Here is a 25,133-nt window from a genome sequence, read left to right as displayed (position 1 = left end):
GGGGACCTACTGGCCGGTAACAGCACCGGCCGGAGGCCTCCGGCGGTGGCACACTCGATCGTGCGCGACCGGGCCGCGAGGGCCCGGCACCGATCGCCGAGGGAGGCCGGGATGCTGCAGCCGGGCAGTCTCAGCTACATCGCCGGGCCCGTCGTCGCGATCGTGGTCATGGTGCTGCTGGTGCTGTTCATGCGCTGGGCGTTCGGGGGCAGCTCCACGGGCGGGATGCGCCGCCGGCGGCCCACGCCGTCGGACGACGGCCTGCTCACCCGCGTGGCCACCCTCTCCCGCCGGGAGTCGGCGCTGGCGCTGCGAGCGGTGCTCTCCGACGCCGGCATCCGCTCGACGATCCGCTGCCCCGAGGCGCACCGGGCCGACGTGCTGGTGTTCCGCGAGGACGCCGCCCGCGCCCGCGAGCTGGCCGCGTCCTTCCCCGCCGCCTAGTCAGTCCGGGCGCTCGACCCGCTCGACCTGCGCGCCGAGACCGCGCAGCAGCTCGACGAAGTCGGGGTAGCCGCGGTCGACGTGGTGCACGTCCTGCACCTCGGTCACCCCGTCGGTGAGCAGCCCGGCCAGCACCAGCCCGGCACCGGCGCGGATGTCGGTGGCCAGCACCGGGGCGCTGGAGAGCCGCTCGCGGCCGCGCACCACGGCGTGGTGGCCGTCGGTGCGCACGTCGGCGCCGAGCCGCACCAGCTCGTTGACGAACATGAACCGGCCCTCGAACACGTTCTCGGTGACCAGCGCCGTCCCGGTCGAGACCGCGGCCAGGGCGACCGCCATCGGCTGCAGGTCGGTGGGGAACCCGGGGAAGGGCAGCGTGACGACGTCGACCGCGCGCGGCCGCTCCTCCATGGCCACGCGGATGCCGTCGGGGACCACCTCGACCGTGGCGCCGGCGCTGACCAGCTTGTCCAGCGGGACGGCGAGGTGCTCGGCCACCGCGCGCTCGACGACGACGTCGCCGCGGGTCATGACCGCACCGATCGCCCAGGTCCCGGCCACGATCCGGTCGGGCACGGTGCTGTAGGCGACCGGTGCCAGCGCCGTGACGCCCTCGACGGTGAGCGTGGACGACCCCGCTCCCTCGATGCGCGCCCCCATCGCGGTGAGCATCGAGCTGATGTCGACGATCTCCGGCTCCCGCGCCGCGTTGTCGATGACGGTGGTGCCCTCGGCGAGCACGGCGGCCATGAGCAGGTTCTCCGTGGCCCCGACCGACGGGAAGTCCAGCCAGATCGAGGTGCCCCGCAGCCGCGGCGCGCTGGCGACCAGGAAGCCGTGCTCGCTGTGGATCGAGGCGCCGAGCCGCTCCAGCCCGGAGATGTGCATGTCCAGCCCGCGCGAGCCGATCGCGTCCCCGCCGGGCAGGGCCACCCGGGCGCTGCCGCAGCGGGCGACCAGCGGGCCGAGCACGCTGATCGAGGCGCGCATCTTGCGGACCAGGTCGTAGTCGGTCTCGGTGGACGGGGCCTCGGGCACGTCGACGACGACCCGGCCGCCGCCGCCGGCCTCACCCGAGCGCTCGTAACCGACGCCGCAGCCCAGCCGGCGCAGGACCTCGCTCATGATGGCGACGTCGAGGATGTCGGGGACCTCGTCGATGGTCGTCCGCCCCGGGGCCAGCAGTGCTGCGGCCATGAGCTTCAGGGCGCTGTTCTTCGCCCCCGTGACGCGGACCCGGCCCTTGAGCGGCGTGCCGCCGGTCACCTCGAAGCACTGCACCGGGTCACCCTACGGCGGGCGTGCGACCCGCCTCCGCCCACCGCCTAGGCTCGGTCGCCATGACGGTCCGGCTCACCCGCATCTACACGAAGACCGGTGACGCCGGCCAGACGCACCTGGGCGACATGAGCCGGGTCGCGAAGACCGACCCGCGACTGGTCGCCTACGCCGACGTCGACGAGGCCAACAGCGTGCTCGGCGTGGCGCTGGCACTGGGGTCGCCGTCGCCGGAACTGGTCGAGCTGCTGCGCAGCGTGCAGAACGACCTGTTCGACGTCGGAGCCGACCTCTCGACGCCGGTCGTCCCGGACCCCGCTCACCCGCCGCTGCGGGTGACCGCCGCCTACACCGAGCGGCTGGAGGCGGCCTGCGACGCGCACAACGAGGCGCTGCCGGCGCTGACCAGCTTCGTGCTGCCCGGCGGCACCGCCCTCGCGGCGCTGCTGCACCAGGCGCGGGTGGTGGTGCGGCGGGCCGAGCGCAGCGTCTGGGCGCTGGTGGCCGCCGACGGCGAGCGGACCAACCCCGAGACGGCGCGCTACCTCAACCGGCTCTCGGACCTGCTGTTCATCCTCGCCCGCGAGGCCAACCCGGACGGCGACGTGCTCTGGGAGCCCGGCGCACACAGCGGCGTGCACGCCCAGCGGGCCGCCCGCGGCTAGTGGACCGGCGGGGCCGACTCCACCCAGGACAGGAAGCCGGTCACCGTCGAGGGGTCCATGGCCAGCTCCCGGGGCCCGCTGCCGGTCTCGCAGGTGAGGACGACGGCGTCGTCGGGCAGGGCGACGTCGTCCCGGCCGGCGGCGCGGCGGCCGGCCACGCGGAACTCGGTCCGGCACAGCCGCTGCTGCGGGCGCACCGACAGCGACAGCGCGCGGTACCAGAGCAGCGCGTCCCCGCCGTACCAGGCGACCCCCACCGACCAGCGGGAGCTGCCCAGCGGGCGCAGCCACATGGGAACCGCGCCCAGGCCCATCAGGAGCAGGCGGCGGCGCAGCAGGAACCCGACCACCAGGGCGAGGACCAGCGCCGCGGCGAGGAGCAGGAGGGCGGTGGTCACCGGCGGGCGGTGCGGGCTCGGTCCGGTGGGGTCAGACGGCCTGGCCGGCGGCCCGCAGGCGGGACTGGGCCCGGCGCGCGGCGGCCAGGGCGTCGGGGTCGTCGCCCGCCTGCTCGGCGCGGCTCAGCGCCGCGCGGGCGCGCTCGACGTCGATCTCGGAGCTGATCTCGGCGTTCTCCGCGAGGATGGACACCCCCTGCGGGGTCACCGAGAGGAAACCGCCGTGGGCGGCGGCGACGACGTCCTGGCCGTCGGCGCTGCGGATGGTGACGACGCCGCCGGGCGCCAGCTCGCCGAGCAGCGGGGCGTGACCGGGCAGCACACCGATCTCGCCCTCGGTGGTGCGGGCGATGACCATGCTGGCCTCACCGGACCAGATCGTCCGCTCGACGGCCACCAACTCGACCTGCAGGGTCGCCACGACACTCCTCCGGGTCCACCGACGCTGCGGTGCTGGGACGCCGGCCGGGCGGGCACGGCGACGGACCTGCCCACTCTAGCCGCGTGATCCCGGGGCACCCGGTGCGGGCCGGGTGAGCTGCTGGAACGGCCACCCTCCAGGGGCCCGCGCCGAGCTCGCGAGGCGTGGGGGCAGGGTGGTCTTCCCTCAGGCGGCCCGGCGGTAGAGGAGCGTCCAGCGGCCCACGCGGACCCACGGGTGGCGGACCGTGGAGGCCGGTGCCCACTCCTCGGTGTCGTACCGGATGTCGGTCACGTGCGAGACGGGAGCCGACGGCGGCCAGGTCCACCCGGGATCGGGTGTACACACCGTGGGCCCGGCCACCGCGCTCTGGGTGCTCGCCCCGTCCAGCCAGTCCATCGTCTCTCCCGCGCTGCGCGACCGGTCCCTCCGGGCGCCATCTGCTCGATCGGCAGAGAGGCTCCCGCGCTTGAGGGTGCATCCGCCAGGGTCGTGCCCACGGTTCACCCGTTGCGAACCACCGGATGGGGCACTTCCTGGCCGGTCCCGACGCTGCGTAGGCGCACACACGCGGAACGGCCCGCGCAGGTCTCGGATGGGTAACGGTGCCGCCCTGCCGGCACCCCGCGGACCCGGGAGAACGCGACGGCCGGGCACCCCCGCGAGGGGTGCCCGGCCGTCCTGCGTGGTGACGGGCTGGAACGGCCACCCTTCAAGGCCCCGCGCCGAGCCTGCGAGGCGTGGGGAGAAGGGTGGTCCTTGCTCAGCCGCGCTTGAGCTTCTCGGCGTTGCGCTCGAGGTCCTCGAGGCCACCGCACATGAAGAAGGCCTGCTCGGGCACGTGGTCGTAGTTGCCCTCAGTGAGCGCCCGGAAGGCCTCGAGGGTCTCCGACAGCGGCACGAACGAGCCGGGCTGACCGGTGAAGGCCTCGGCCACGAACATGTTCTGCGAGAGGAACCGCTCGATCCGCCGCGCGCGCTGCACGGTGACCTTGTCCTCCTCGGAGAGCTCGTCGATGCCGAGGATCGCGATGATGTCCTGCAGCTCCTGGTAGCGCTGCAGGATCTGCTTGACGGTCTGGGCGACCTGGTAGTGCTCCTGCCCGACGTACTGCGGGTCGAGGATCCGGCTGGTGGAGTCCAGCGGGTCGACGGCCGGGTAGATGCCCTTCTCCGAGATCGGCCGGGAGAGCACCGTCGTCGCGTCGAGGTGGGCGAAGGTGGTGTGCGGCGCCGGGTCGGTGATGTCGTCGGCGGGCACGTAGATGGCCTGCAGCGAGGTGATCGAGTGACCCCGCGTCGAGGTGATCCGCTCCTGCAGCTCGCCCATCTCGTCGGCGAGGGTCGGCTGGTAACCCACGGCGGAGGGCATGCGGCCCAGCAGCGTGGAGACCTCGGACCCGGCCTGGGTGAACCGGAAGATGTTGTCGATGAAGAGCAGCACGTCCTGGTTCTGCTCGTCGCGGAAGTACTCCGCCATCGTCAGCGCCGACAGGGCGACCCGCAGCCGGGTGCCCGGCGGCTCGTCCATCTGACCGAACACCAGCGCGGTCGAGTCGATGACGCCGGACTCGGTCATCTCGGTGATGAGGTCGTTGCCCTCGCGGGTGCGCTCGCCGACGCCGGCGAACACCGACACGCCACCGAACTCCTGGGCGACGCGGCGGATCATCTCCTGGATCAGCACGGTCTTGCCCACGCCGGCACCGCCGAACAGGCCGATCTTCCCGCCGGCCACGTACGGGGTGAGCAGGTCGATGACCTTGATGCCGGTCTCGAGCAGCTCGGTGCGGCCCTCGAGCTGGTCGAAGCGCGGCGCGTGCCGGTGGATCGACCAGTGCGGGGCGTCGGCACCGTGACCGGGGGCGTCCAGGCAGTCGCCGAGGGCGTTGAACACGTGGCCCTTGGTGACGTCACCGACCGGGACGCTGATCGGGGCGCCGGTGTCGCGGACGTCGGCACCGCGGACCAGGCCGTCGGTGGGCTGCATGGAGATGGTGCGGACCACGTTGTCACCCAGGTGCTGGGCGACCTCGAGGGTCAGCGTCTTGCCCAGGTCGGCCAGGGTGACGTCGACGTGCAGGGCGTTGAACAGGTCCGGGATCGCGTCGCGCGGGAACTCGACGTCGACGACCGGGCCGGTGACCCGGACGACGCGGCCGGTCGTCTGGGTGGTCGGACGGTCCTCGGTGACGGTCATGGGGGTGCTCTCCTGCCCTTCGGGCCTCGGTGGTCTCGCAGTCCAGTGTCCTCCGCCCCCGGTGGGGGCGGAGGACGGTGGGGGTCAGTCGTCGGCGCCGGCGCTGACCAGCGCGTCGGCGCCGCCGACGATCTCGCTGATCTCCTGGGTGATCTCCGCCTGCCGCGCCTGGTTGGCCTGGCGGGAGAGGTTCTTGGCCAGCTCCTCGGCGTTGTCCGAGGCCGACTTCATCGCCCGCCGGCGCGACGCCGACTCCGAGGCAGCCGCCTCGAGCAGGGCCGCGTAGATGCGGGTGGTGACGTACTTGGGCAGCAGCGAGTCGAGCAGCGCGTCGGCCGAGGGCTCGAACTCGTAGGACGTCGGCACGCCGGAGGGGCCGACGCCCGTGCCGTCCCCGGAGTCCTCGTCCTCCCGCTGGAGCTCCTCGGTGTCGACCGGTGCCAGCCGCCGGGCGACCGGCACCTGGCTCAGCAGCGACACGAACTCCGTGTAGACGATGTGCACCTCGTCCACCGCCCCGCTGCGGTCGGCGTCCTCGCCGGGGGCGAAGACGTCAATCAGCGCCCGGCCGACCTCCTGCGCGTCGGAGTAGGCCGGCTGCTCGGAGAACCCGGTGAAGGTCTCCTCGACCGGGCGGTCGCGGAAGGAGTAGTAGGTCTCCCCCTTGCGACCGACGACGTAGAGCACCGGCTCCTTGCCCTGCTGGCGCAGGGTGCCGAGCAGCTCCTCGGTGCGGCGCAGCACGTTCACGTTGTACGAGCCGGCGAACCCGCGGTCGGAGGTGACCACCAGGACCGCCGCCCGCCGGGTGCCGGTCCGCTCGTTGAGCAGCGGGTGCTCCAGCGACGCCGACGACGCCAGCGCCGACAGCACGCGGGTGATCTCGCGGGCGTAGGGCTTGGAGGCCTCCACCCGGGCCTGGGCGCGCACGATGCGGGCGCCGGCGATCAGCTCCTGGGCCGAGAAGATCTTCTTCGTCGACTGGGTGGAGCGGATCCGGCGCCGCAGCGCGCGAAGCGAACCGGCCACGTCAGGCCCGCTTCGCCGTCGAGGCGCCCTGGGCGGTGGCGCCCCCCTGGGTGGTGGCCCCGCCCTGGGTGGTGGCGCCGCCCTGGCTGGTGGCCCCGCCCTGGGTGGTGGCGCCACGCTGGGTGGTACCGCCGCCCTGGGCGGTGGAGACGCCCTCGTCGTCGCCGGTCAGCGAGCTGCCGTCCGACGTCGTGAACTGGCCGTAGAACGCCGTGACGGCGCGCTCGAGGCTGTTGACGGCGTCGTCCCCGAGGGCCCGCGAGGTGCGGATCTCGTCGAAGACGCCGGTCTCGCTGCGGCCCACGTAGTCGAGGAACTCCGACTCGAAGCGCCGGACGTCGCCGACCGGGACGCGATCGAGCTTGCCGGTGGTGCCCAGCCACAGCGAGACGACCTCGCGCTCGACCGGGTAGGGCTGGTACTGGCCCTGCTTGAGCAGCTCGACCAGCCGCTGACCGCGGTCGAGGGTGGCCCGGCTGGAGGCGTCGAGGTCCGACGAGAAGGAGGCGAAGGCCTCGAGCTCGCGGTACTGGGCGAGGTCGAGGCGCAGTCGCCCGGCGACGGACTTCATCGCCTTGATCTGCGCCGAACCGCCGACCCGGGACACCGAGATGCCGACGTTGATGGCAGGGCGGACACCGGAGTTGAACAGACCCGTCTCGAGGAAGATCTGCCCGTCGGTGATCGAGATGACGTTGGTCGGGATGTAGGCCGACACGTCGTTGCCCTTGGTCTCGATGAGCGGCAGCCCCGTCATCGACCCGGCGCCGAGCTCGTCGGAGAGCTTGGCGCAGCGCTCCAGCAGCCGGGAGTGGAGGTAGAAGACGTCGCCGGGGTAGGCCTCGCGGCCCGGCGGGCGGCGCAGCAGCAGCGAGACGGCGCGGTAGGCCTCGGCCTGCTTGGACAGGTCGTCGAACACGATCAGGACGTGCTTGCCCTCGTACATCCAGTGCTGGCCGATGGCCGAGCCGGTGTAGGGGGCGATGTACTTGAAGCCGGCCGACTCCGACGCCGGGGCGGCGACGATGGTCGTGTACTCCATCGCGCCGGCCTCCTCGAGGGAGGCGCGGATCGCCGCGATCGTCGAACCCTTCTGGCCCACCGCGACGTAGATGCAGCGCACCTGCTGCGCCGGGTCGCCGGTGGCCCAGGCCTGCTTCTGGTTGATGATCGTGTCGGTGACGATCGCGGTCTTGCCGGTCTGCCGGTCGCCGATGACCAGCTGGCGCTGACCGCGGCCGATGGGGGTCATCGCGTCGATGGCCTTGATGCCGGTCTGCAGCGGCTCGTGCACCGACTGGCGCTGCACCACGGTGGGGGCCTGCAGCTCGAGGGCGCGGCGGCCGGTGGTGGCGATCGGGCCCGCGCCGTCGATCGGGTTGCCCAGCGGGTCGACCACGCGGCCGAGGTAGCCGTCGCCCACCGGCACGGACAGGACCTCGCCCGTGCGGCGGACCTGCTGGCCCTCCTCGATGCCGGCGAAGTCACCCAGGATGACGACACCGACCTCGCGCACGTCGAGGTTCAGGGCCAGTCCGCGGACGCCGCTCTCGAACTCGAGCAGCTCGTTGGTCATGACCGAGGGCAGGCCCTCGACCCGGGCGATGCCGTCGCCGGCCTCGGTGACGATCCCGACCTCTTCCCGGGAGACGTCCGGGGAGAACTCGGTGACGTAGTTCTGGATGGCACTGCGGATCTCGTCTGCGGAGATCGTCAGCTCGGCCATGGGTCGCGTCCTCTTCCCTGCTGAGGTGGTGCTGGTGGTCTGGGTGGGCGGGCGCCGGGTCAGCCGGTGAGCCGGCGGCCGGCGGCCTCGAGCCGGTTGGCGATGCTGCCGTCGATGACCTCGTCACCGACGCGGACGACGAGACCGCCGAGCACCGCCGGGTCGACGGTCACCTGCAGCCCCATGGTCCGGCCGTAGATCCGGCCGAGCACGGTCTGCAGCCGCTGCTCCTGCGCGGTGGTCAGCGGCACCGCCGTCGTGACGTGGGCGACCGACCGGCCACGGCGGGCCGACGCCGACGCCGAGAGGCGCTCGACCCGGTTCTCCGCGTTGCCCACGTGCCGCGCGGTGAGCGAGTTCCGCAGCAGCAGCTCGGAGACCGGGCTGACCCGGCCCGACAGCAGCCGGTCGAGCAGCGCGGTCTTGCCGGCGACCGGCGCGCGGTCGTCGGAGAGGATGCGCGACAGCTCCGGGTCGCCGGCGACGATCCGGCCGAACCGGAACAGCTCGTCCTCGACGCCCTCGAGCTCGCCGCGTGCCTCCGCGGCGTCCAGCCCCGCCTCGGTCGCGAGGACCTCCACGGCCTCGACGAGGTCGAGCGGCCGCGACCAGCGCTGCCGGGCGACGGTCTCGACCAGGTCGACGGTCGCCTCGGAGACCCGGCCGCCGAGGATCCGGCGGGTCACGCCGGCCCGGTCGACCGGCTTCACCGACGCGTCCGACAGCGCGCGGCGCAGCGAGACCTGGCCGTCGAGCAGCCGCGCGACGGCGAACAGCTCCTCGGCCAGGGCCAGCAGTCCCGGGCCGGCGGCACCGCGGGTCGTCGCCGCCAGGCGCTCCCGGCTGACCGCGAGCGCCTCCCGGCTGGAGGCGTCCATCAGCGGTCCGACCCGGGGACGAACACGGTGCTGCCGGTCCGGCCGTCGGAGGCGCCGCCGGCACTCATGCCGTCGAGCTGGTCGAGGAAGCGGTCGACGGTCCCGCGGCGGCGGGCCTCGTCCTCGAGGGACTCGCCGACCACCCGGCCGGCCAGGTCGACGGCGAGCGCGCCGAGCTCACCGCGCAGCTGGTTGACCACCGACTGGCGGTTGGCGGCCAGCTGCTCCTCGCCGCGGGCGACGATCCTCGCGGACTCCTCCTGCGCCTGGGTCCGCAGCTCCTCGAGGATCTGCTGGCCCTCGGCGCGGGCCTGGTCGCGGATCTGCGCGGCCTCGGTCCGGGCCTCGGCCAGCTGGGCGCGGTACTGCTCCAGCGCGGCCTTCGCCTCGGCCTGCATGGCCTCGGCGCGCTCGATGCCGCCCTCGATCGCCTCGCGGCGGGCCCGGAAGACCTGCTCGAAGCGCGGCGCGATGAACCGGAAGAAGACCAGCAGCACGATCGCGAAGGCGATCAGGCCGATGATGATCTCACCCAGCGGCGGCAGCAGCGGGTTGGCACTCTCCGCAGCGAGGATGCTCATGGTCTCAGTGTCCCTGTCTGAGTCGGTGACCCGTGCCTGGAGCTACGGATCAGGTGCCGAAGACGAAGGGGACGACGAAGCCGATCAGCGCGAGCGCCTCGGAGAGGGCGAACCCGAGGAAGGCGTAGGTACGGGTCAGACCGGCCGACTCGGGCTGCCGGGCGGTGGCCTGGATGTAGGCGGCCCACACGATGCCGACGCCGATGCCCGGGCCGATGGCGGCGAGGCCGTAGCCCACGGAGCCGATGCTGCCGGTCAGCTCAGCGAGAAGATCCATGACGGGGTGTTCCTCCTGTGTCGTCGCCCGGTGTCCGCCGGGCGGCTTGCGGGGGTCGTGCGGGTGGTGCGGTCCGGGTGGTGCGGGTCAGGCCGTCAGTGCTCGGCCTCGATCGAGCCGTTGAGGTAGGTCCCCATCAGCACGGTGAAGACGTAGGCCTGCAGGAAGATGACCAGCAGCTCGAAGAACGTCATCACGATCGCCATGAGGGCGGAGACGGGACCGAACACGATCGAGAAGTTGTCCCGGCTGAACAGGTAGACCGCGCCGAGCGAGAAGACGACCAGCAGCATGTGGCCGGCGAACATGTTGGCGAAGAGCCGGACCGCGAGGGTGAACGGCCGCACGACGAAGTTCTGCAGGATCTCGATCGGCGTGACCAGGACGTACATCGGCTTGGGCACGCCCGGCAGGAACAGGATGTCCTTGAAGTAGCGGCCGGCGCCCTGCTCGCGGATGCCGATGTAGATGTAGAGGACCCAGCAGATGCCGGCGAGCACCAGCGGGAACGCGAACAGCGACATCGGCGAGATCTGCGCGAACGGGATGATCGCCATCAGGTTGTTCGCGAGGATGAAGAAGAACAGCGACGCGAGGAACGGGGCGAACGGCAGGCCTCTGGGACCGACGACGTCGCGCGCGATGCCGTCGCGGACAAGTGAGTAGCCGCTCTCGCCGACGAACTGCAGCTTGCCCGGGACGATCTGCGGCCTGCGGACCGTCGCCACCATGAAGACCAGCATCGCCAGCGTGGCGATCCACAGGATCAGCGTGATGCGGGTGATGGCGAAGTCGATGCCGAGCACCGAGAACTCGGCGATCGGTTCCGGGTAGAACTCGCTGAGACCGGGGGCCTGGAAACCGTCCCCGCTGCTCTCCTCGACCGCGAGCACGTCTGCGAGCGCGAGGGCGCTGGAGGTCACCGTTGTCCCTTCTGCGTCCTGGGCCGGCTCCGTCGTCCGCCCGGGCTGTCGCTCTTCTCGGGTGCACCGGGTGTCGGTGGCAGCCCGCCGTACCGTTTCACGACCAGGTAGATGGCCGCCGAGATGCCGAGGAGGATCCCGACCGGCAGGAACACCCGCGTGTCCAACCACCGGTCGAGCAACCAGCCCGCCCCGCCCCACACGGCCATCCCGGAGATCATCGTCCCGATGACGGCGTAGCCGGTCTCGGCACCACTACCCCGGGGAGCGGATGGTCGCGCAGATCGAGGCCGGGGGTCCCCGCGCACGGGGTCGTCCTCGGCCATCGCCGGGACACTATCAGCCGCGTGTCGCGGGCCCGTCCGGTGCCGGGGGGAGGGTCGCCCGACCGGGCGGCGCGGGCGGGGTGACGTAGTAGAGCGGCCGGGTCCAGACCCAGCGCAGCTGGACGACGCTCCACAGCAGAGCGCCCACGATGACCGCCCAGGCCATCGTGAGCCGGTCGAGCCAGCCGTCCTCGGGGAGCGCGCTCAGGATGCCGAACAGGACGACGGCCTTGACGAAGAAGGTCCCCAGCGCCGCGGGGAGCGTGAAGGTGTCGTTGATCCGGCCCGCCCAGGCGATGACCACACCGGAGACGACGAAGAACGCCGTCACCACCGCGGCTCCCACGAGCACGCCCACGGCGTCGGCCCAGCCGGCGACCAGCCCGGCGACCAGCGCCGCCACGGCGGCGACCGCGCCGGTGACCAGGGCGCCGACGCGCAGGAACGACAGGTCCCAGGGCACCTCCGGGGCGGGGCGGGGCGCGCTCACCGGAACCCCTGACCGGCACCGGCCGCGCGCGGCGCCGTCGCCCCCTGCGGCGACGGCGGCACGGGGGCGCCCTCCGGCCCGGCGGTCCGGCCTTGCCTGCTGCGGGTGGCGCGGGCGGTGGGGTGCGCGGCGCGGCTGCGCCGTCGCTGGGCGGCGATCTCGGCCGCCCGGGCCTCCCGGGCCGCCCGCCGGGTGTGCGGGCTGAGGACGACGACGACACCCACGGCGAGCAGCACCCCGATCACGACGAGCAGCTCCGCGGTCCCGCCGGTGATCGAGAGCGCCACCGCGCCGAAGGACAGGAGAGCCGCCCAGAAGTACATGGTCAGCACCGCCCGGCGGTGGGAGTGGCCGATGGCCAGCAGCCGGTGGTGCAGGTGCATCTTGTCGGGTGAGAAGGGCGACTGCCCGCGGCGGGTCCGCCGGACGACGGCCAGCACGAGGTCGGTGAACGGGATCGAGAGGACCGCGATCGGCACCAGCAGCGGCAGCGCCAGCGGCAGCAGGCTGGCCGCGGAGTCGAAGGTCTGCGCGTCGACCCGGCCGGTGGCGCTGACGGCCGCCGCCGAGAGCATGAGCCCCACGAGCATCGACCCGGAGTCGCCCATGAAGATCCGCGCCGGGCTGAAGTTGTGCGGCAGGAACCCCAGGCAGGCGCCGGCCAGCACGGCGGTGATCAGCGCCGGGGCGCTGGCCACCTCGTCGTAGCCGACCATGCTGAGGTTGTAGCTGTAGGCGAAGAAGGCCAGCGCGGCGATCGCCGAGACGCCCGCGGCCAGCCCGTCGAGGCCGTCGATGAAGTTGAGCGCGTTGACCGTCACGACGGTCAGCAGGATCGTCAGCGGCACGCCGACGTCCGGCCCGAAGGAGAGGGTCCCGATGTCGGCCACCGGTAGGAACAGGAAGGCCAGCTGGACGCCGAGCAGCACCATGACGCCGGCCGCGGCGATCTGGCCGGTCAGCTTGGTGAGCGCGTCGAGGCCCCACTTGTCGTCGAGGACGCCGAGCAGGCAGATCAGGCCGCCGGCGACGAGCACCGCGGCGGTCTGGGAGTCGTCGAACGTGCGCTGCAGGGCCGGCAGCCGGGTGGCGACGAGCACCGCGGCGGCCACCCCGAGGTACATGGCCACCCCTCCCCCGCGCGGGGTGGGGATCACGTGCACGTCGCGCTCGCGTGGCGCGGCCATCATCCGCAGCCGCACCGCCGCCACCCGCACCACCGGGGTGGCGAGGAAGGTGACCAGGCCCGCCGTGAGCAGGACGACGGCGTACTCGCGCACGGCTCAGCCCCGCCCGGCCCCGCGCGGGACCCGGGCCGGGCGCGCGGCGGAGGGGCTCATCGCGGCGGTGCTCCCTGGGCGAGACGGCAGGGCGGTCTCCCCACGGTATCGCCCGCGCCGTGACCGGAGCGGGACCGAGCGTTCCCGTGCGGCCTAGTCAGTGACGTCAGGGAGGACCTCGCGCAGCCGCTCGACGGGGACCGCGCCCACCCGCAACACGCGCGGCACGGAGCCGGTGCAGTCCACGATCGTGCTGGCCGCCGAGCCGGTCCGCGGTCCGCCGTCGAGCACGACCGCGGCGTGCGTGCCGAGCTGGGCGACCGCCTCCTCGGCGGTGGTCGCGGCGGGCCGGCCGGAGCGGTTGGCGCTGGACACGGCCAGCGGGCCGGTGCGGCGCAGCAGGTCGCGGGCGACGTCGTCGTCGGGGAGGCGGACGGCGACGGTGCCCTCCGCGTCGCCGAGGTCCCAGGCCAGGGAGGGCGCGTGCTCGACGACGAGGGTCAGCCCGCCGGGCCAGAACGCCTCGGCCAGGCGGGACGCCGCGGCCGGGACGCTCATGGTCAGCCCGGCCAGCGTCGAGGCCTCCCCGATCAGCACGGGCACGGGCATCGCGCGGCCGCGGTTCTTCGCCGCGAGCAGGCCGGCGACCGCCGCCGGGGAGAAGGCGTCGGCACCGACGCCGTAGACGGTGTCGGTGGGGAGCAGGACCAGCTCACCGCGGGCTATCGCCGCCGCGGCGGCGTCCAGGCCCGCCGTGCGCGCGGCGGGGTCGGTGCAGTCGTAGACGTCGGCCACGGGCGGTCAGTCTCCCCCACCCCGGACGGCGGTGGTGTAGCGCGGGCGGCCGGCCAGGTCGGGGTGGTCGGCCACGTCGGCGAAGTCGCCGGTGCCGCGGACGAGCGCGGGCAGCGCGCTCCCCTGCTGGTCGGCGTGCTCGATGCCCAGGGCGCCGCCGGCCCGCAGCAGCCGGCCTGCGGTGCGCAGCAGGCCGCGGACGACGTCGAGGCCGTCGGGGCCGCCCCACAGCGCCAGCGGCGGGTCGTGGTCGGCGACCTCGCGCGGCACCCGGGCGCCGTCGGGCACGTAGGGCGGGTTGGAGACGACGAGGTCGACGGCGCCGTCGAGCTCGCGCAGCAGGCCGGGGTCGGTCATGTCCCCGGCGAGGACGGTGACCTGCCGGTCGCCCGCGGCGGCGCGCAGCGCGGCGTTGTGCCGGGTCCACTCCAGCGCCTGCGGGTCGCGCTCGACGGCGGTGACCCGCGCGCCGGGGTGCTCGTGGGCGAGGGACAGCGCGATGGCGCCCGAGCCGCTGCCCAGGTCGACGACGACCGGCTCGTCGAGGCCGGCCAGCCGCCCCAGCGCCCACTCGACGAGCTGCTCGGTCTCCGGCCGCGGCACGAACACGCCCGGTCCGACGGCGAGCTCGAGATGGCGGAAGGGCGCCCGGCCGGTGAGGTGCTGCAGCGGGGCGCGGGCGGCGCGCTGGTCGAGCAGCGCGGTGAAGCGGGCGGCGGTGTCCTCGTCGACGTCGTCGAGGGTGAGCAGCGCCGCCCGCGGGCGGCCGAGGACGTGCGCCAGCAGCAGCTCGGCGTCCACGCGCGGCGAGTCGACGCCGGCGTCGGCCAGCCGACGGGCGGCGCCGGCGAGCAGCGTGCGGGTGTTCAGGACCCGGCCGCCAGCAGCTCGGCGGTGTGCGCGCGGGTCAGCGCGTCGATGACCGGGTCGAGCTCGCCGTCGAGGACCTGGTCGAGGTTGTGTGCCTTGAAGCCCACCCGGTGGTCGGAGATCCGGCTCTCCGGGAAGTTGTAGGTGCGCACCCGCTCGCTGCGGTCGACCGTGCGGACCTGGCTGCGCCGCTGGTCGCTGGCGGTGGCCGCGGCCTCCTCACGGGCGGCCGCCAGCAACCGGGAGCGCAGCACGCGCAGCGCCGACTCGCGGTTCTGCAGCTGGCTCTTCTCGTTCTGCGAGCTGACCACGATCCCGGTGGGCAGGTGGGTGATCCGGACGGCGGAGTCGGTGGTGTTCACGCTCTGCCCGCCGGGACCCGAGGAGCGGAAGACGTCGATGCGAAGGTCGTTCGGGTCGACGGTGACGTCGACCTCCTCGGCCTCGGGCAGCACCAGGACGCCGACGGCGGAGGTGTGGATGCGGCCCTGCGACTCGGTGACCGGCACCCGCTGCACGCGGTGGACGCCGCCCTCGAACTTGAGCCGGGACCAGATGCCCTCGTCGCCGCGGGACTTCACCGCGATCGAGACGTCCTTGTAGCCGCCGAGCTCGGCGGGGACGGCATCGAGCACCTCGGTGGCCCAGCCCCGGCGCTCGGCGTAGCGCAGGTACATGCGCAGCAGGTCGCCGGCGAACAGCGCCGACTCCGCGCCGCCCTCCCCCGCCTTGATCTCGAGGATGACGTCCTTGTCGTCGTCGGGGTCCTTCGGCAGCAGCAGCTCACGCAGCCGGTCGGTGAGCCCGTCGACGCGGAGCTCCAACTGACGTGCTTCGTCGTGGAAGGACGCGTCCTCCGCGGCCAGCTCACGGGCGGCGGCGAGGTCGTCGCGGGCGGCGTCCAGGCTGCGCGCGGTCTCCACGACGGGCGCGAGCTGGGCGTAGCGGCGGCCCAGCCGGCGGGCGCGGCCGGGGTCGGCGTGCACCGCGGGGTCGGCGAGCTCGGTCTCGAGCGCGGCGTGCTCCTCGAGCAGCCCGCGCAGCCGGTCGGGCGCGGCGTCGGTGGGACTGCTCATCACAGGACCTCTCGGGCGGGACGTGGCGGGCACTTCCGCGGAAGTGCACGAGGGGATGGGGCGGACACGACGACGGCGCCCGCCCCACGCGAGGTGGGACGGGCGCCGTCGGAGGTGCTACTTGCCGGCGTTCGCGCCGCGCTTGCCGAAGCGCTTCTCGAAGCGGGCCACGCGGCCGCCGGTGTCGAGGATGCGCTGCTTGCCCGTGTAGAACGGGTGGCAGGCCGAGCAGGTCTCGACGGTCAGCTGACCGTTGGGAGCCGTGCTGCGGGTGGTGAAGGTGTTCCCGCAGCCACAGGTCACCGTGGTGGTGTGGTAGTCGGGGTGGATGCCGGGCTTCATGTCGCCTCTTCCGGGGTCTGGGCCGTTCAGGTGGTCGAACGCCGGTGACGGGCCGGTCATTCCGGCCGTCCGCACGGCGCTGGCGCGGGGCTCGGCCGACCAGTATCCCTGATCGGCCGGGCCCCGCCGGCGGGTGGCTGCTCGCCGGCCCCGCCGGTGGCGCTAGTCGAGCGCGGTGCCGGGCGTGTTCTTCTGGACCTGCATGAGGAACTCGATGTTGTTGCGCGTCTTGCGCAGCTGGGCGAGCAGCAGTTCCAGGGCCTGCTGCGGCTCGAGCGCGGCGAGCACCCGGCGCAGCTTGATGACGATGGCCAGCTCGTCGGGCGACATGAGGATCTCCTCCTTGCGCGTGCCCGACGCGTTGACGTCGACGGCCGGGAAGACCCGCTTGTCCGCCAGCCGGCGGTCGAGCTTGATCTCCGCGTTACCGGTGCCCTTGAACTCCTCGAAGATGACCGTGTCCATGGTGGACCCGGTCTCCACCAGCGCCGAGGCGATGATGGTCAGCGAGCCGCCGTTCTCGATGTTGCGGGCGGCGCCGAGGAAGCGCTTGGGCGGGTAGAGCGCCGTGGAGTCGACACCGCCGGAGAGGATGCGCCCGCTGGCCGGGGCGGCCAGGTTGTAGGCGCGGCCCAGGCGGGTGATCGAGTCCAGCAGCACGACGACGTCGTGGCCCATCTCGACCAGGCGCTTGGCCCGCTCGATGGACAGCTCCGCGACCGTGGTGTGGTCCGACGGCGGCCGGTCGAAGGTCGAGGCGATGACCTCGCCCTTCACCGAGCGCTGCATGTCGGTGACCTCCTCGGGCCGCTCGTCGACGAGGACGACCATGAGGTGGCACTCGGGGTTGTTCGTGGTGATCGCGTTGGCGATCGCCTGCAGCACCATCGTCTTGCCGGCCTTGGGCGGCGACACGATGAGCGCGCGCTGACCCTTGCCGATCGGCATCACCAGGTCGATCACACGCGTGGTCAGCTGGTGCGGGTCGGTCTCCAGCCGCAGGCGCTCCTGCGGGTAGAGCGGGGTCAGCTTGGTGAACTCGGGGCGGTTGCGCGCCTGCTCGGGCTCGAGCCCGTTGACCGTGTCGAGGCGGACGAGCGCGTTGTACTTGTCCTTGCGCTCCCCCTCCCGCGGCTGGCGGACGGCGCCGGTGATGGCGTCACCGCGGCGCAGGCCGTGCCGGCGCACCTGCGACAGGGACACGTAGACGTCGTTCGGGCCGGTCAGGTAGCCCGAGGTCCGGACGAACGCGTAGTTCTCGAGCACGTCGAGGATGCCCGCGACCGGCAGGAGGACGTCGTCCTCGCTGACGGTCGGCTCGCCCTGCTGCTCGAACCGTTCGCGCCCGTTGCGGCGGTTGCGGTCGCGGTAGCGGCGGCCGCGGCGGCCGCGGCCGCCCTCGAAGTCGTCGTCGTCCTCGTCGTTGCGGCCGTCGTTGCGGCCGTCGGCAGCGCGGTCGGTGCGGTTGTCCGGGCGGCCGCTGCGCTCGGCGCGGTCACCGCGGTCGGGACCGCGGTTGCCGTCGCGCTGGCCGTCCCGCCCGTCGCGGCCGGTGCGCTCACCGTCACGACCGGTCCGCTCGCCGTCACGACCGGTCCGCTCGCCGTCGCGGGCGGTGTCGCGGCTGGTGTCGCGGCTGGTGTCCCGACCCTCGCGGGTGGTGTCGCGGCCGTCGCGGTTGCGGTTGCGGTCCCGGTTGCGGGCCGGGCGCTCGCCCTCGCCGCGCTCGGGACGGTCGCCGTCGGTCCGCTCGCCGTCAGTGCGCTCGGTGCGCTCTGCCGGCGGGGCGGTCGGGGCGTCGGCGGCCGGCGCGGCCTCGGCAGGCGCGGCGTCGGTGACGGGGACGGCCGGCGCGGCCTCGGCGGCCTGGGTCGGCGCGCCGGCGGGGCGGCTGGCCGCCCGGCGGCGGCGCGGGGCACCCTCGGCGACCGGGGCGGCGGTCCCGGTCAGCGGGCCGCCGTTCGCGCCTCCGCTGACAGGGGCCTCGACCGGCGGGGCGGTCGCGGCGACGCCTCGCGTCGCGGGGGCGCCGGAGGCGGAGCCGGCCTCGTCGGCCGGGGCGCTGGGCGCCGGGACGGCGCCCGGCGCGCTGTCGACCTGACGGGCGGAGATGGCGGCGACGAGGTCGCCCTTGCGCATGCGGCCGACACCGGAGATGCCCAGCTCGGCGGCCAGTCGCTGGAGCTCGGGGAGCAGCATCCCGGCCAGCCCGCTGCCGCGGCGGCGGGTCCGGCCCGCCGAGCCAGGAGCGGCAGGTGCCTCGCCCGTGGCGACGCCCTCGGGGGCGCCGACGGTCGCGAGGTCGGTGGTTTCGCTCACGTACAGGTCCTTCCCTGCTGTGACCTGCGCCTACCGGCACAGGGGGTGACCCGGCGCCGGCCCCGGTCCCGACGGGTTCGGGACAGGAGGGAGCGGCGGATCCGATGGGTGCGGAGCGGGATCAGCGTCGACAGGAAGGTCGTCTGCAACGTTCCGCGCGAGGCTCGCCCGAGGGCGGCTACGCCAGGAAGCCTAGGCTCGCCCCACGGTCGGGACAACACCGCTGTCAGGCGGAGTGTTCCTCGTTACGAAGACGATACCCCAGGCGTCACGGCCGACACTCGTGCGCCACCGTGGTCCACCTCCAGGGGGTACACGCGCCACCCCTCCGGGGTGAGCGAGATCACCTCGCGCACGTGGCCGGCCGACGCCGGATCGGCCCGGTCGTCGCCGGCCCGGTGCCGCCCGAGCACCAGCACGCTCGGGCCCGCACCCGACACGACCGCCGCGTGGCCGGCGGCGCGCAGCCGGTCGACCAGCGCGAGCGTGCCGGGCATCGCGGCCGCGCGCTGCCGCTGGTGCAGCCGGTCGTCGGTGGCCTCGAGCAGCATCCCCGGCTCGGCGATGAGCGCGTGCACCAGCAGCGCCGCGCGGGCGGCGTTGTACGCGGCGTCGCAGTGCGGCACCGCGGCGGGCAGCAGCGTGCGCGCGGTGTGCGTCGCGAGCGTGCCCTCGGGGACGAGCACCACCGGCGCCACCTCGGCGCTGACCGGCAGCCGGTCGGCCCGCGCCCCGGCCGGCGTGGTCCAGGACAGCGTCGCCCCGCCGAGCAGGCAGGCGGCGACGTTGTCGGGGTGGCCCTCCAGGTCCGACACCAGCCGCAGCACCGCGCCGTCGTCGCGGACGTCGACGCCGGGGCACAGCTCGAACGCGCCGACCACGCCGGCGACGACAGCCGCCGCCGACGAACCCATCCCCCGGCCCTGCGGGATGGCGTTGACCGCGCGCACCCGCAGGCCCGGCGGCGACCAGCCGAGCAGGTCGCACGCGTCGCGGAAGGACCGGACGACCAGGTGCCGCTCGTCGGCGGGCAGCTCCTCCGCCCCGACGCCGGCGACCTCCACCGACAGCCCGGCGTCCGCGACGGCGAACTCGACGACGTCGTGCAGCGTCAGCGCGAGGCCGGCGCAGTCGAAGGCGGGGCCCAGGTTCGCGCTGGTGGCGGGGACCTGCACCCGGACGGCGGGGGTGCTCACAGACCGAGCTGCGCGACGGCCGCGGCGGCGTCGACCGGCACGGTCACCGGCGCGGGCGCTCCGGAGATGGCCCAGTCGGGGTCCTTGAGCCCGTTGCCGGTCACCGTGCACACGACGCGCTGCCCGGGCTCGAGCTCGCCGGCCGCGGCCACCTTGAGCAGCCCGGCCACCGACGCGGCCGAGGCCGGCTCGACGAAGACCGCCTCGGTGCGGGCCAGCAACCGGTAGGCGGCGAGGATCTCGCGGTCGGTGACCGCGTCGATGCGCCCGCCGGACTCGTCGCGGGCGGCCAGCGCCTTGGTCCACGACGCCGGGTTCCCGATCCGGATCGCGGTCGCGATGGTGGTCGGCTGCTCGACGACCCGGCCGGTGACGATCGGCGCGGCACCGGCGGCCTGGAACCCCCACATCCGCGGGCGCCTGGTGGCCGGGCCGTCGTCGGCGTACTCGCGGTAGCCCTGCCAGTAGGCGGTGATGTTGCCGGCGTTGCCGACCGGCAAGCAGTGCACGTCGGGGGCGTCGCCGAGCACGTCGACGATCTCGAACGAGGCGGTCTTCTGCCCCTCGATGCGGAACTGGTTGACGCTGTTGACCAGGCTGACCGGGTAGTCGATCGCGAGCTTGCTGGCCAGCGCGAGGCAGTCGTCGAAGTTGCCGTCGACCTGCAGCAGCTTGGCGCCGTGCACCAGGGCCTGGGCGAGCTTGCCGAGCGCGATCTTCCCCTGCGGCACGAGGACGGCGCAGACCATCCCGGCGCGCGCGGCGTAAGCGGCGGCGCTGGCGCTGGTGTTGCCGGTGGAGGCGCAGATGACCGCCTGGGAGCCCTCTTCCAGGGCCTTGGTGATGGCCATGGTCATCCCGCGGTCCTTGAACGACCCGGTCGGGTTGGCGCCCTCGACCTTGAGGAACACCTCGCAACCGGTGCGCCGCGACAGCTCGGGCGCCGGCACCAGCGGGGTGGCGCCCTCGTGCAGGGTGACCACCGGCGTCGCCGGGCTCACCGGCAGCCGGGACCGGTAGGCCTCGATCAGGCCGGGCCAGGCCGGCGAGACGGCACCCGGCAGCGTCCCCGTCATGACAACCCCTCCACCCTGAGCACGCTGGTCACCCCGCGGACCGCGGGCACCTCCCGCAGCGCGGCGATCGTGGCCGACAGCGCCGCGTCCGGTGCGCTGTGCGTGACGATGACCAGCGTGGCGGCGTCGCCGTGCCCGTCCTGGCGGACGGTGGCGATGCTCACCTCGTGCCGGGCGAACTCGGTGGCCACGGTCGCCAGCACGCCGGGCACGTCGGCGACGTCGAGGCTGACGTGGTAACGGGTCGGCGTCTCGGCGATCGGCCGGGTCGGCAGCTCGGCGTAGGCGGTGGGGCCGGCGCCGGCGGCCCCGGCCACCCGGTTGCGGGCGACGGCGACGAGGTCGCCGAGGACGGCACTGGCGGTGGGCTCGCCGCCGGCGCCCTGCCCGTAGAACATCAGCTGCCCGGCGGCCTCGGCCTCGACGAAGACGGCGTTGAACGCCCCGCCGACGGCGGCCAGCGGGTGGGTGGTCGGGATCATCGCCGGGTGCACGCGGACGGCGACCGAGTCCCCGTCGGGCCCCGCGACGCGCTCGCAGATCGCCAGCAGCTTCACCGTGCAGCCGATCTCGGCGGCGCGGGCGACGTCGGTCGCGGTCACCGCGGAGATGCCCTCGCGGTGCACGTCGGAGGCGGTGACCGCGGTGTGGAAGGCCAGCGAGGCGAGGATCGCGCCCTTGGCGGCGGCGTCGAACCCGTCGACGTCGGCGGTCGGGTCGGCCTCGGCGTAGCCGAGCTCGGTGGCCTCGGCCAGCGCCTCGGTGAACCCGGCGCCGGTCTCGGCCATGCGCGACAGGATGTAGTTGGTGGTGCCGTTGACGATGCCCACGACCCGGCGGATCTGGTCGCCGGCCAGCGACTCGCGCAGCGGGCGCAGCAGCGGGATCGCCCCGGCCACCGCCGCCTCGTAGTACAGGTCCACGCCGGCCTTGGCCGCCGCGGCGTGCAGCGCGACGCCGTCCTCGGCGAGCAGCGCCTTGTTCGCGCTGACCACCGACTTGCCGGACTCGATCGCGGCCTGGATCAGCGAGCGGGCCGGCTCGATCCCGCCGATGACCTCGACGACGAGGTCGACGTCGTCGCGGGTGACCAGGCCGTGCGCGTCGGTGGTGAGCAGCCCGGCGGGCACGTCGGGGTGCCGGTCGGGACGGCGGACGGCGACCCCGGCGACCTCCACCGGGCGGCCGACGCGGGCGGTGAGGTCGGCGGCCTGCTCGCCGACCAGGCGCAGCACCGCGCCGCCGACCGTGCCGCAGCCGAGCAGGGCGACCTTCAGGGGCGTCACGACTGGGCTCCCACCGGGTGCTCGGGCGCGGGCTGGTCGACCGCCGGCGACGGCGCGGGGCGGTTCGCGAGGACGGCGTCGAGGGCGAACACGTCGGCCAGTGTCTGCCGCCGGACGATCTCGGTGGCGACGCCGTCCCGGACGGCGACCACGGGCGGCTTGAGCAGGTAGTTGTAGTTGCTGGCCATCGACCAGCAGTAGGCGCCGGTGGCGGCGACGGCGAGCAGGTCGCCGGCCCGCACGTCGGAGGGCAGCCACAGGTCGCGGACCAGCACGTCGCCGCTCTCGCAGTGCTTGCCGACGACGCGGCACAGCGCCGGCGGGGCGTCGGAGGTGCGGTTGGCCAGCACGCAGGTGTAGTCGGCGTCGTAGAGGGCGGTGCGGATGTTGTCGCTCATCCCGCCGTCGACCGAGACGTAGTTGCGCACCGGCGGCGCACCGTGGCTGCCGCTGCCCAGCCGCACCGGCTTGATGGTGCCGATCTCGTACAGCGTCACGGTGCCCGGGCCGGCGATGGCGCGGCCCGGCTCGACCGCCAGCCGGGGCACCGGCAGGTCCAACGCGGCGCACTCGGCGGCGACCACGGTGCGCAGCCGGCGGGCCACGTCGCCGGGGGTGACCGGGTCGTCGTCGGGCAGGTAGGCGATGCCGAAGCCGCCGCCGAGGTTGAGCTCCTCGAGCACCTCGCCGGTGGCCTGGTGCACCTGGCCCATCAGCCCCACCACGCGGTGCGCGGCGGCCTCGAAGCCGGCGGTGTCGAAGATCTGCGAGCCGATGTGGCTGTGCAGGCCGGTCAGGTGCAGCGCCGGCTCCCGGATGACCCGCACGGCGGCGGTCAGCGCGTCGCCCGTGGCCAGGGAGAACCCGAACTTCTGGTCCTCGTGCGCGGTGGCGATGAACTCGTGGGTGTGCGCCTCGATGCCGACGGTGGTGCGCACCAGCACCGGGACCGGGGCTCCCCCGGCCGCCACCCGCGCCGCCGCCATGGGCACCAGCCGGTCGATCTCGTCGAAGGAGTCGAGGACGACGTGCCCGATGCTGGCGTCGACGGCCAGCTGCAGCTCGACCAGGGACTTGTTGTTGCCGTGCAGCGCGATCCGCTCGGCGGGGAAGCCGGCGGCCAGTGCCACGGCCATCTCGTTGCCGCTGCAGGCGTCCAGGTGCAGGCCGTCGTCGGCGAGCCACCGGGCCACCTGGCCGCAGAGGAACGCCTTGGAGGCGTAGTGGACGTCGGCGCCGTCGAAGGCGGTGGCGAAGTCGGCGGCACGGCCGCGGAAGTCACCCTCGTCGAGGACGAACAGCGGGGTGCCGTGCGCGCGGGCCAGCTCGGTGACCGGCCGGCCGGCCAGGTGCAGCTCGCCGTCGACCCGGCGGGACGAGCGCGGCCAGACCTGCTCGTCGAGGGCGCCGAGGTCCTCCGGCGGCGTGCCGGCCGAGGGCGGCGGGGCCATGGCGCCGTGCAGCGGCCCCGCCGGGTGCGCCCTCACATCCGCTCCGGGGCGGAGACCCCGAGCACGCCCAGGCCGTTGCGCAGCACCACCGCGGTGGCGGCGCACAGCCACAACCGCGCGGTGGTGAGCGGCCCGGGTTCCTCGTCGCCGCGGGGCAGCACCCGGCAGACGTCGTAGAAGCGGTGGTAGGTGCCGGCCAGCTCCTCCAGGTAGCGGGCCACCCGGTGCGGCGCGCGCAGCTCCGCCGCGGAGGTCAGCACCCGCGGGAACTCGCCGATCGCGCGCAGCAGGTCGTTCTCCCGCTCGTGGGTCAGCAGGGCGACGTCGACGTCCCCCGCCTCCCCGAGCGCGATGCCCAGGTCGGCGGCGTTGCGCAGCACCGAGGAGATGCGGGCGTGCGCGTACTGGACGTAGAAGACCGGGTTGTCGTTGGTCTGCCGGCTCCAGAGGTCCAGGTCGAGGTCGATCTGCTGGTCGACCGAGGCCCGGGCCAGGGCGTACCGGGCGGCGTCGGCGCCGACGGCGTCCACGAGGTCCTCGAGCAGGACGACGGTGCCGGCGCGCTTGCTCATCCGCACCGGCTCGCCGTCGCGGACCAGGTTGACCAGCTGGCCGAGCAGGATCTCCAGGTTGGCCTCGGGGTCGTCGCCGACCGCGGCCACCAGCGCCTTGTAGCGGCCGACGTACCCGGCGTGGTCGGCGCCGAGCATGATGACGACCTTGTCGAAGCCCCGGGAGCGCTTGTCCAGGTAGTAGGCGCAGTCGGCGGCGAAGTAGGTCGGGTCGCCGTCGCTCTTGACCAGCGGCCGGTCCTTGTCGTCGCCGAAGTCGGTGGTGCGCAGCCACACGGCGCCGTCGGCCTCGTAGACGTGGCCGTTCTCCCGCAGCCGCGCGATCGCCTTCTCCAGCGCCCCGGTCTCGTGCAGGGTGCGCTCGCTGAAGTAGACGTCGAACTCGACGCCGAACGCGGCCAGCGTGCGCTTGATCTCGGCGAACATCAGCTCCACGCCGCGCTCGCGGAAGCGCTCCTGCTGCTCGGCCTCGGGGAGCTCGAGCACGCCGGGCTCGGCGGCGACCACCTGCGCGGCGATCTCGCCGACGTAGTCGCCGGCGTAGCCGTCCTCGGGCACCGGCCGCCCGGCCGCGGCGGCCATCAGGCTGCGGGCGAAGCGGTCGATCTGCGCGCCGGCGTCGTTGAAGTAGTACTCCCGCGTCACGGTCGCGCCGCTGGCCTCGAGCAGCCGGCCGAGGGCGTCCCCGACGGCCGCCCAGCGGGTGCCACCGATGTGCACCGGGCCGGTCGGGTTGGCCGACACGAACTCGAGGTTGAGCCGCTGCCCGGCCAGCGCGTCGGTGTGTCCGTAGGCGGCGTCGGCGGTGACCGCGTCGACCGCGATCCGGCCCAGGGCACCCTGCGTCAGGGTGATGTTGAGGAAGCCCGGGCCGGCGACGTCGACCCGCCCGATGCCCGGCCGGGTGCGCAGCTCCCCGGCGATCGCCTCGGCCACCTCGCGCGGCGGCCGGCCGGCCGGCTTGGCCAGCCGCAGGGCCACGTTGGTGGCGTAGTCGCCGTGCTCGGGGTTCTTGGGGCGCTCGACGACGACGTCGTCGGGGACGGCGACGGCGAGCGTGCCGCGCTCGACCACCGCCGCGACGACGGCCCGGACGAGGTCGCGCAACTGCTCCGGTGTCACCCGGGAAGCGTACGCAGCGGGCGCGACCCGGTTCCGCGCCGTACCCGCGGTGCCGGGGCACGCACAGGAACCCGACCTAGACTCCCGGGCGAGGGCGGGCGCGAGACCTGCC

26 protein-coding genes are annotated in these 25,133 nt (G+C 74.1%); 2 read left to right on the top strand and 24 right to left on the bottom strand.

What is annotated here, in order from left to right; genetic code table 11:
• The first annotated feature begins 111 nt into the window (after nt 1-111).
• Nucleotides 112-444, top strand: coding sequence for a hypothetical protein (locus ACI79V_RS15715; RefSeq protein WP_456873739.1), 333 nt, complete (start codon nt 112-114; stop codon nt 442-444).
• Here ACI79V_RS15715 and murA read toward each other — a convergent pair whose 3' ends face one another.
• Nucleotides 445-1,725: a UDP-N-acetylglucosamine 1-carboxyvinyltransferase gene (murA, locus tag ACI79V_RS15710; RefSeq protein ID WP_456890588.1), complete on the bottom strand. Its 1,281-nt coding sequence runs from the start codon at nt 1,723-1,725 to the stop codon at nt 445-447. It lies immediately after the preceding gene.
• Between the two features lie 59 nt (nt 1,726-1,784).
• Between murA and ACI79V_RS15705 the strand changes: the two genes are divergently transcribed.
• A complete protein-coding gene (locus ACI79V_RS15705; RefSeq protein ID WP_456890587.1) occupies nt 1,785-2,387 on the top strand; it encodes a cob(I)yrinic acid a,c-diamide adenosyltransferase in 603 nt (200 codons plus the stop codon).
• Here the strand turns inward: ACI79V_RS15705 and ACI79V_RS15700 are convergent.
• The 23 genes from ACI79V_RS15700 to argS all read right to left on the bottom strand — a co-directional run bounded on the left by ACI79V_RS15700 (nt 2,384) and on the right by argS (nt 25,021).
• Nucleotides 2,384-2,785 (bottom strand): DUF2550 domain-containing protein, encoded by a 402-nt coding sequence (locus ACI79V_RS15700; protein WP_456890586.1) that lies wholly within the window; start codon nt 2,783-2,785, stop codon nt 2,384-2,386. The genes ACI79V_RS15705 and ACI79V_RS15700 overlap by 4 nt on opposite strands.
• Before the next feature lie 31 nt (nt 2,786-2,816).
• Nucleotides 2,817-3,206 (bottom strand): F0F1 ATP synthase subunit epsilon, encoded by a 390-nt coding sequence (locus ACI79V_RS15695; protein WP_456873743.1) that lies wholly within the window; start codon nt 3,204-3,206, stop codon nt 2,817-2,819.
• 186 nt (nt 3,207-3,392) lie between these two features.
• Nucleotides 3,393-3,605, bottom strand: coding sequence for a hypothetical protein (locus ACI79V_RS15690; RefSeq protein ID WP_456890585.1), 213 nt, complete (start codon nt 3,603-3,605; stop codon nt 3,393-3,395).
• Nucleotides 3,606-3,969: 364 nt separating this feature from the next.
• Complete coding sequence (gene atpD, locus ACI79V_RS15685) at nt 3,970-5,406, bottom strand: F0F1 ATP synthase subunit beta (protein ID WP_456890584.1); 1,437 nt, start codon at nt 5,404-5,406, stop codon at nt 3,970-3,972.
• 84 nt (nt 5,407-5,490) lie between these two features.
• Nucleotides 5,491-6,435, bottom strand: coding sequence for a F0F1 ATP synthase subunit gamma (locus ACI79V_RS15680; RefSeq protein WP_456890583.1), 945 nt, complete (start codon nt 6,433-6,435; stop codon nt 5,491-5,493).
• 1 nt (nt 6,436) lies between these two features.
• On the bottom strand, nt 6,437-8,161 hold the full coding sequence (gene atpA / locus ACI79V_RS15675) for a F0F1 ATP synthase subunit alpha (RefSeq protein ID WP_456890582.1): 1,725 nt from the start codon (nt 8,159-8,161) through the stop codon (nt 6,437-6,439).
• A gap of 59 nt (nt 8,162-8,220) precedes the next feature.
• Nucleotides 8,221-9,039 carry a F0F1 ATP synthase subunit delta gene (locus ACI79V_RS15670; RefSeq protein WP_456890581.1) on the bottom strand — a complete coding sequence of 273 codons (819 nt, stop codon included), beginning with the start codon at nt 9,037-9,039 and terminating at the stop codon, nt 8,221-8,223.
• Entirely contained in the window at nt 9,039-9,620 is a 582-nt protein-coding gene (locus ACI79V_RS15665; protein WP_456890580.1) for a F0F1 ATP synthase subunit B, read from the bottom strand. The genes ACI79V_RS15670 and ACI79V_RS15665 overlap by 1 nt, the downstream gene beginning before the upstream one ends.
• Before the next feature lie 49 nt (nt 9,621-9,669).
• Nucleotides 9,670-9,897 carry an ATP synthase F0 subunit C gene (atpE, locus tag ACI79V_RS15660; protein ID WP_029432783.1) on the bottom strand — a complete coding sequence of 76 codons (228 nt, stop codon included), beginning with the start codon at nt 9,895-9,897 and terminating at the stop codon, nt 9,670-9,672.
• Between the two features lie 95 nt (nt 9,898-9,992).
• Entirely contained in the window at nt 9,993-10,820 is an 828-nt protein-coding gene (gene atpB, locus ACI79V_RS15655; RefSeq protein ID WP_456873749.1) for a F0F1 ATP synthase subunit A, read from the bottom strand.
• A complete protein-coding gene (locus tag ACI79V_RS15650) occupies nt 10,817-11,041 on the bottom strand; it encodes an AtpZ/AtpI family protein (RefSeq protein ID WP_456890613.1) in 225 nt (74 codons plus the stop codon). The genes atpB and ACI79V_RS15650 overlap by 4 nt, the downstream gene beginning before the upstream one ends.
• Before the next feature lie 118 nt (nt 11,042-11,159).
• The gene (locus ACI79V_RS15645) at nt 11,160-11,636 is read right to left on the bottom strand and encodes a hypothetical protein (protein WP_456890579.1); all 477 of its coding nucleotides are present in this window, start codon (nt 11,634-11,636) and stop codon (nt 11,160-11,162) included.
• Nucleotides 11,633-12,916, bottom strand: coding sequence for a glycosyltransferase family 4 protein (locus ACI79V_RS15640; protein ID WP_456890578.1), 1,284 nt, complete (start codon nt 12,914-12,916; stop codon nt 11,633-11,635). Before ACI79V_RS15640 ends, ACI79V_RS15645 begins: the two co-directional genes overlap by 4 nt.
• A gap of 153 nt (nt 12,917-13,069) precedes the next feature.
• Entirely contained in the window at nt 13,070-13,711 is a 642-nt protein-coding gene (locus ACI79V_RS15635; RefSeq protein WP_456890577.1) for an L-threonylcarbamoyladenylate synthase, read from the bottom strand.
• A 6-nt stretch (nt 13,712-13,717) separates the two neighbouring features.
• Entirely contained in the window at nt 13,718-14,566 is an 849-nt protein-coding gene (gene prmC, locus ACI79V_RS15630) for a peptide chain release factor N(5)-glutamine methyltransferase (RefSeq protein ID WP_456890612.1), read from the bottom strand.
• 11 nt (nt 14,567-14,577) lie between these two features.
• Entirely contained in the window at nt 14,578-15,657 is a 1,080-nt protein-coding gene (gene prfA / locus ACI79V_RS15625) for a peptide chain release factor 1 (RefSeq protein ID WP_456890576.1), read from the bottom strand.
• Nucleotides 15,658-15,774: 117 nt separating this feature from the next.
• Nucleotides 15,775-15,999 (bottom strand): 50S ribosomal protein L31, encoded by a 225-nt coding sequence (gene rpmE, locus ACI79V_RS15620; RefSeq protein ID WP_456873755.1) that lies wholly within the window; start codon nt 15,997-15,999, stop codon nt 15,775-15,777.
• A 162-nt stretch (nt 16,000-16,161) separates the two neighbouring features.
• Complete coding sequence (gene rho, locus ACI79V_RS15615; RefSeq protein ID WP_456890575.1) at nt 16,162-18,318, bottom strand: transcription termination factor Rho; 2,157 nt, start codon at nt 18,316-18,318, stop codon at nt 16,162-16,164.
• A 245-nt stretch (nt 18,319-18,563) separates the two neighbouring features.
• Entirely contained in the window at nt 18,564-19,514 is a 951-nt protein-coding gene (thrB, locus tag ACI79V_RS15610; RefSeq protein WP_456890574.1) for a homoserine kinase, read from the bottom strand.
• Nucleotides 19,511-20,590, bottom strand: a complete 1,080-nt coding sequence (gene thrC / locus ACI79V_RS15605) for a threonine synthase (protein WP_456890573.1) — start codon at nt 20,588-20,590, stop codon at nt 19,511-19,513. Before thrC ends, thrB begins: the two co-directional genes overlap by 4 nt.
• Nucleotides 20,587-21,876 (bottom strand): homoserine dehydrogenase, encoded by a 1,290-nt coding sequence (locus ACI79V_RS15600; protein ID WP_456890572.1) that lies wholly within the window; start codon nt 21,874-21,876, stop codon nt 20,587-20,589. Before ACI79V_RS15600 ends, thrC begins: the two co-directional genes overlap by 4 nt.
• Nucleotides 21,873-23,363 (bottom strand): diaminopimelate decarboxylase, encoded by a 1,491-nt coding sequence (gene lysA, locus ACI79V_RS15595; RefSeq protein ID WP_456890571.1) that lies wholly within the window; start codon nt 23,361-23,363, stop codon nt 21,873-21,875. The genes ACI79V_RS15600 and lysA overlap by 4 nt, the downstream gene beginning before the upstream one ends.
• Entirely contained in the window at nt 23,360-25,021 is a 1,662-nt protein-coding gene (gene argS / locus ACI79V_RS15590; protein WP_456890570.1) for an arginine--tRNA ligase, read from the bottom strand. The genes lysA and argS overlap by 4 nt, the downstream gene beginning before the upstream one ends.
• Nucleotides 25,022-25,133: the final 112 nt, after the last annotated feature.

The organism is Geodermatophilus sp. SYSU D00700 (genome assembly GCF_054050255.1).
The sequence above is the reverse complement of the archived record's forward strand: the minus strand, read 5'-3'. Positions and strand labels throughout refer to the sequence as shown.

What these genes read in the sequence shown, in the direction of transcription:
- thrC (WP_456890573.1), bottom strand. Translation starts at nt 20,590, where the DNA reads ATGACGGGGACGCTGCCGGGTGCCGTCTCGCCGGCCTGGCCCGGCCTG.
- atpA (WP_456890582.1), bottom strand. Translation starts at nt 8,161, where the DNA reads ATGGCCGAGCTGACGATCTCCGCAGACGAGATCCGCAGTGCCATCCAG.
- rpmE (WP_456873755.1), bottom strand. Translation starts at nt 15,999, where the DNA reads ATGAAGCCCGGCATCCACCCCGACTACCACACCACCACGGTGACCTGT.
- atpD (WP_456890584.1), bottom strand. Translation starts at nt 5,406, where the DNA reads ATGACCGTCACCGAGGACCGTCCGACCACCCAGACGACCGGCCGCGTC.
- ACI79V_RS15670 (WP_456890581.1), bottom strand. Translation starts at nt 9,039, where the DNA reads ATGGACGCCTCCAGCCGGGAGGCGCTCGCGGTCAGCCGGGAGCGCCTG.
- ACI79V_RS15690 (WP_456890585.1), bottom strand. Translation starts at nt 3,605, where the DNA reads ATGGACTGGCTGGACGGGGCGAGCACCCAGAGCGCGGTGGCCGGGCCC.
- ACI79V_RS15705 (WP_456890587.1), top strand. Translation starts at nt 1,785, where the DNA reads ATGACGGTCCGGCTCACCCGCATCTACACGAAGACCGGTGACGCCGGC.
- ACI79V_RS15665 (WP_456890580.1), bottom strand. Translation starts at nt 9,620, where the DNA reads ATGAGCATCCTCGCTGCGGAGAGTGCCAACCCGCTGCTGCCGCCGCTG.
- atpE (WP_029432783.1), bottom strand. Translation starts at nt 9,897, where the DNA reads ATGGATCTTCTCGCTGAGCTGACCGGCAGCATCGGCTCCGTGGGCTAC.
- ACI79V_RS15650 (WP_456890613.1), bottom strand. Translation starts at nt 11,041, where the DNA reads ATGATCTCCGGGATGGCCGTGTGGGGCGGGGCGGGCTGGTTGCTCGAC.
- prfA (WP_456890576.1), bottom strand. Translation starts at nt 15,657, where the DNA reads ATGAGCAGTCCCACCGACGCCGCGCCCGACCGGCTGCGCGGGCTGCTC.
- ACI79V_RS15715 (WP_456873739.1), top strand. Translation starts at nt 112, where the DNA reads ATGCTGCAGCCGGGCAGTCTCAGCTACATCGCCGGGCCCGTCGTCGCG.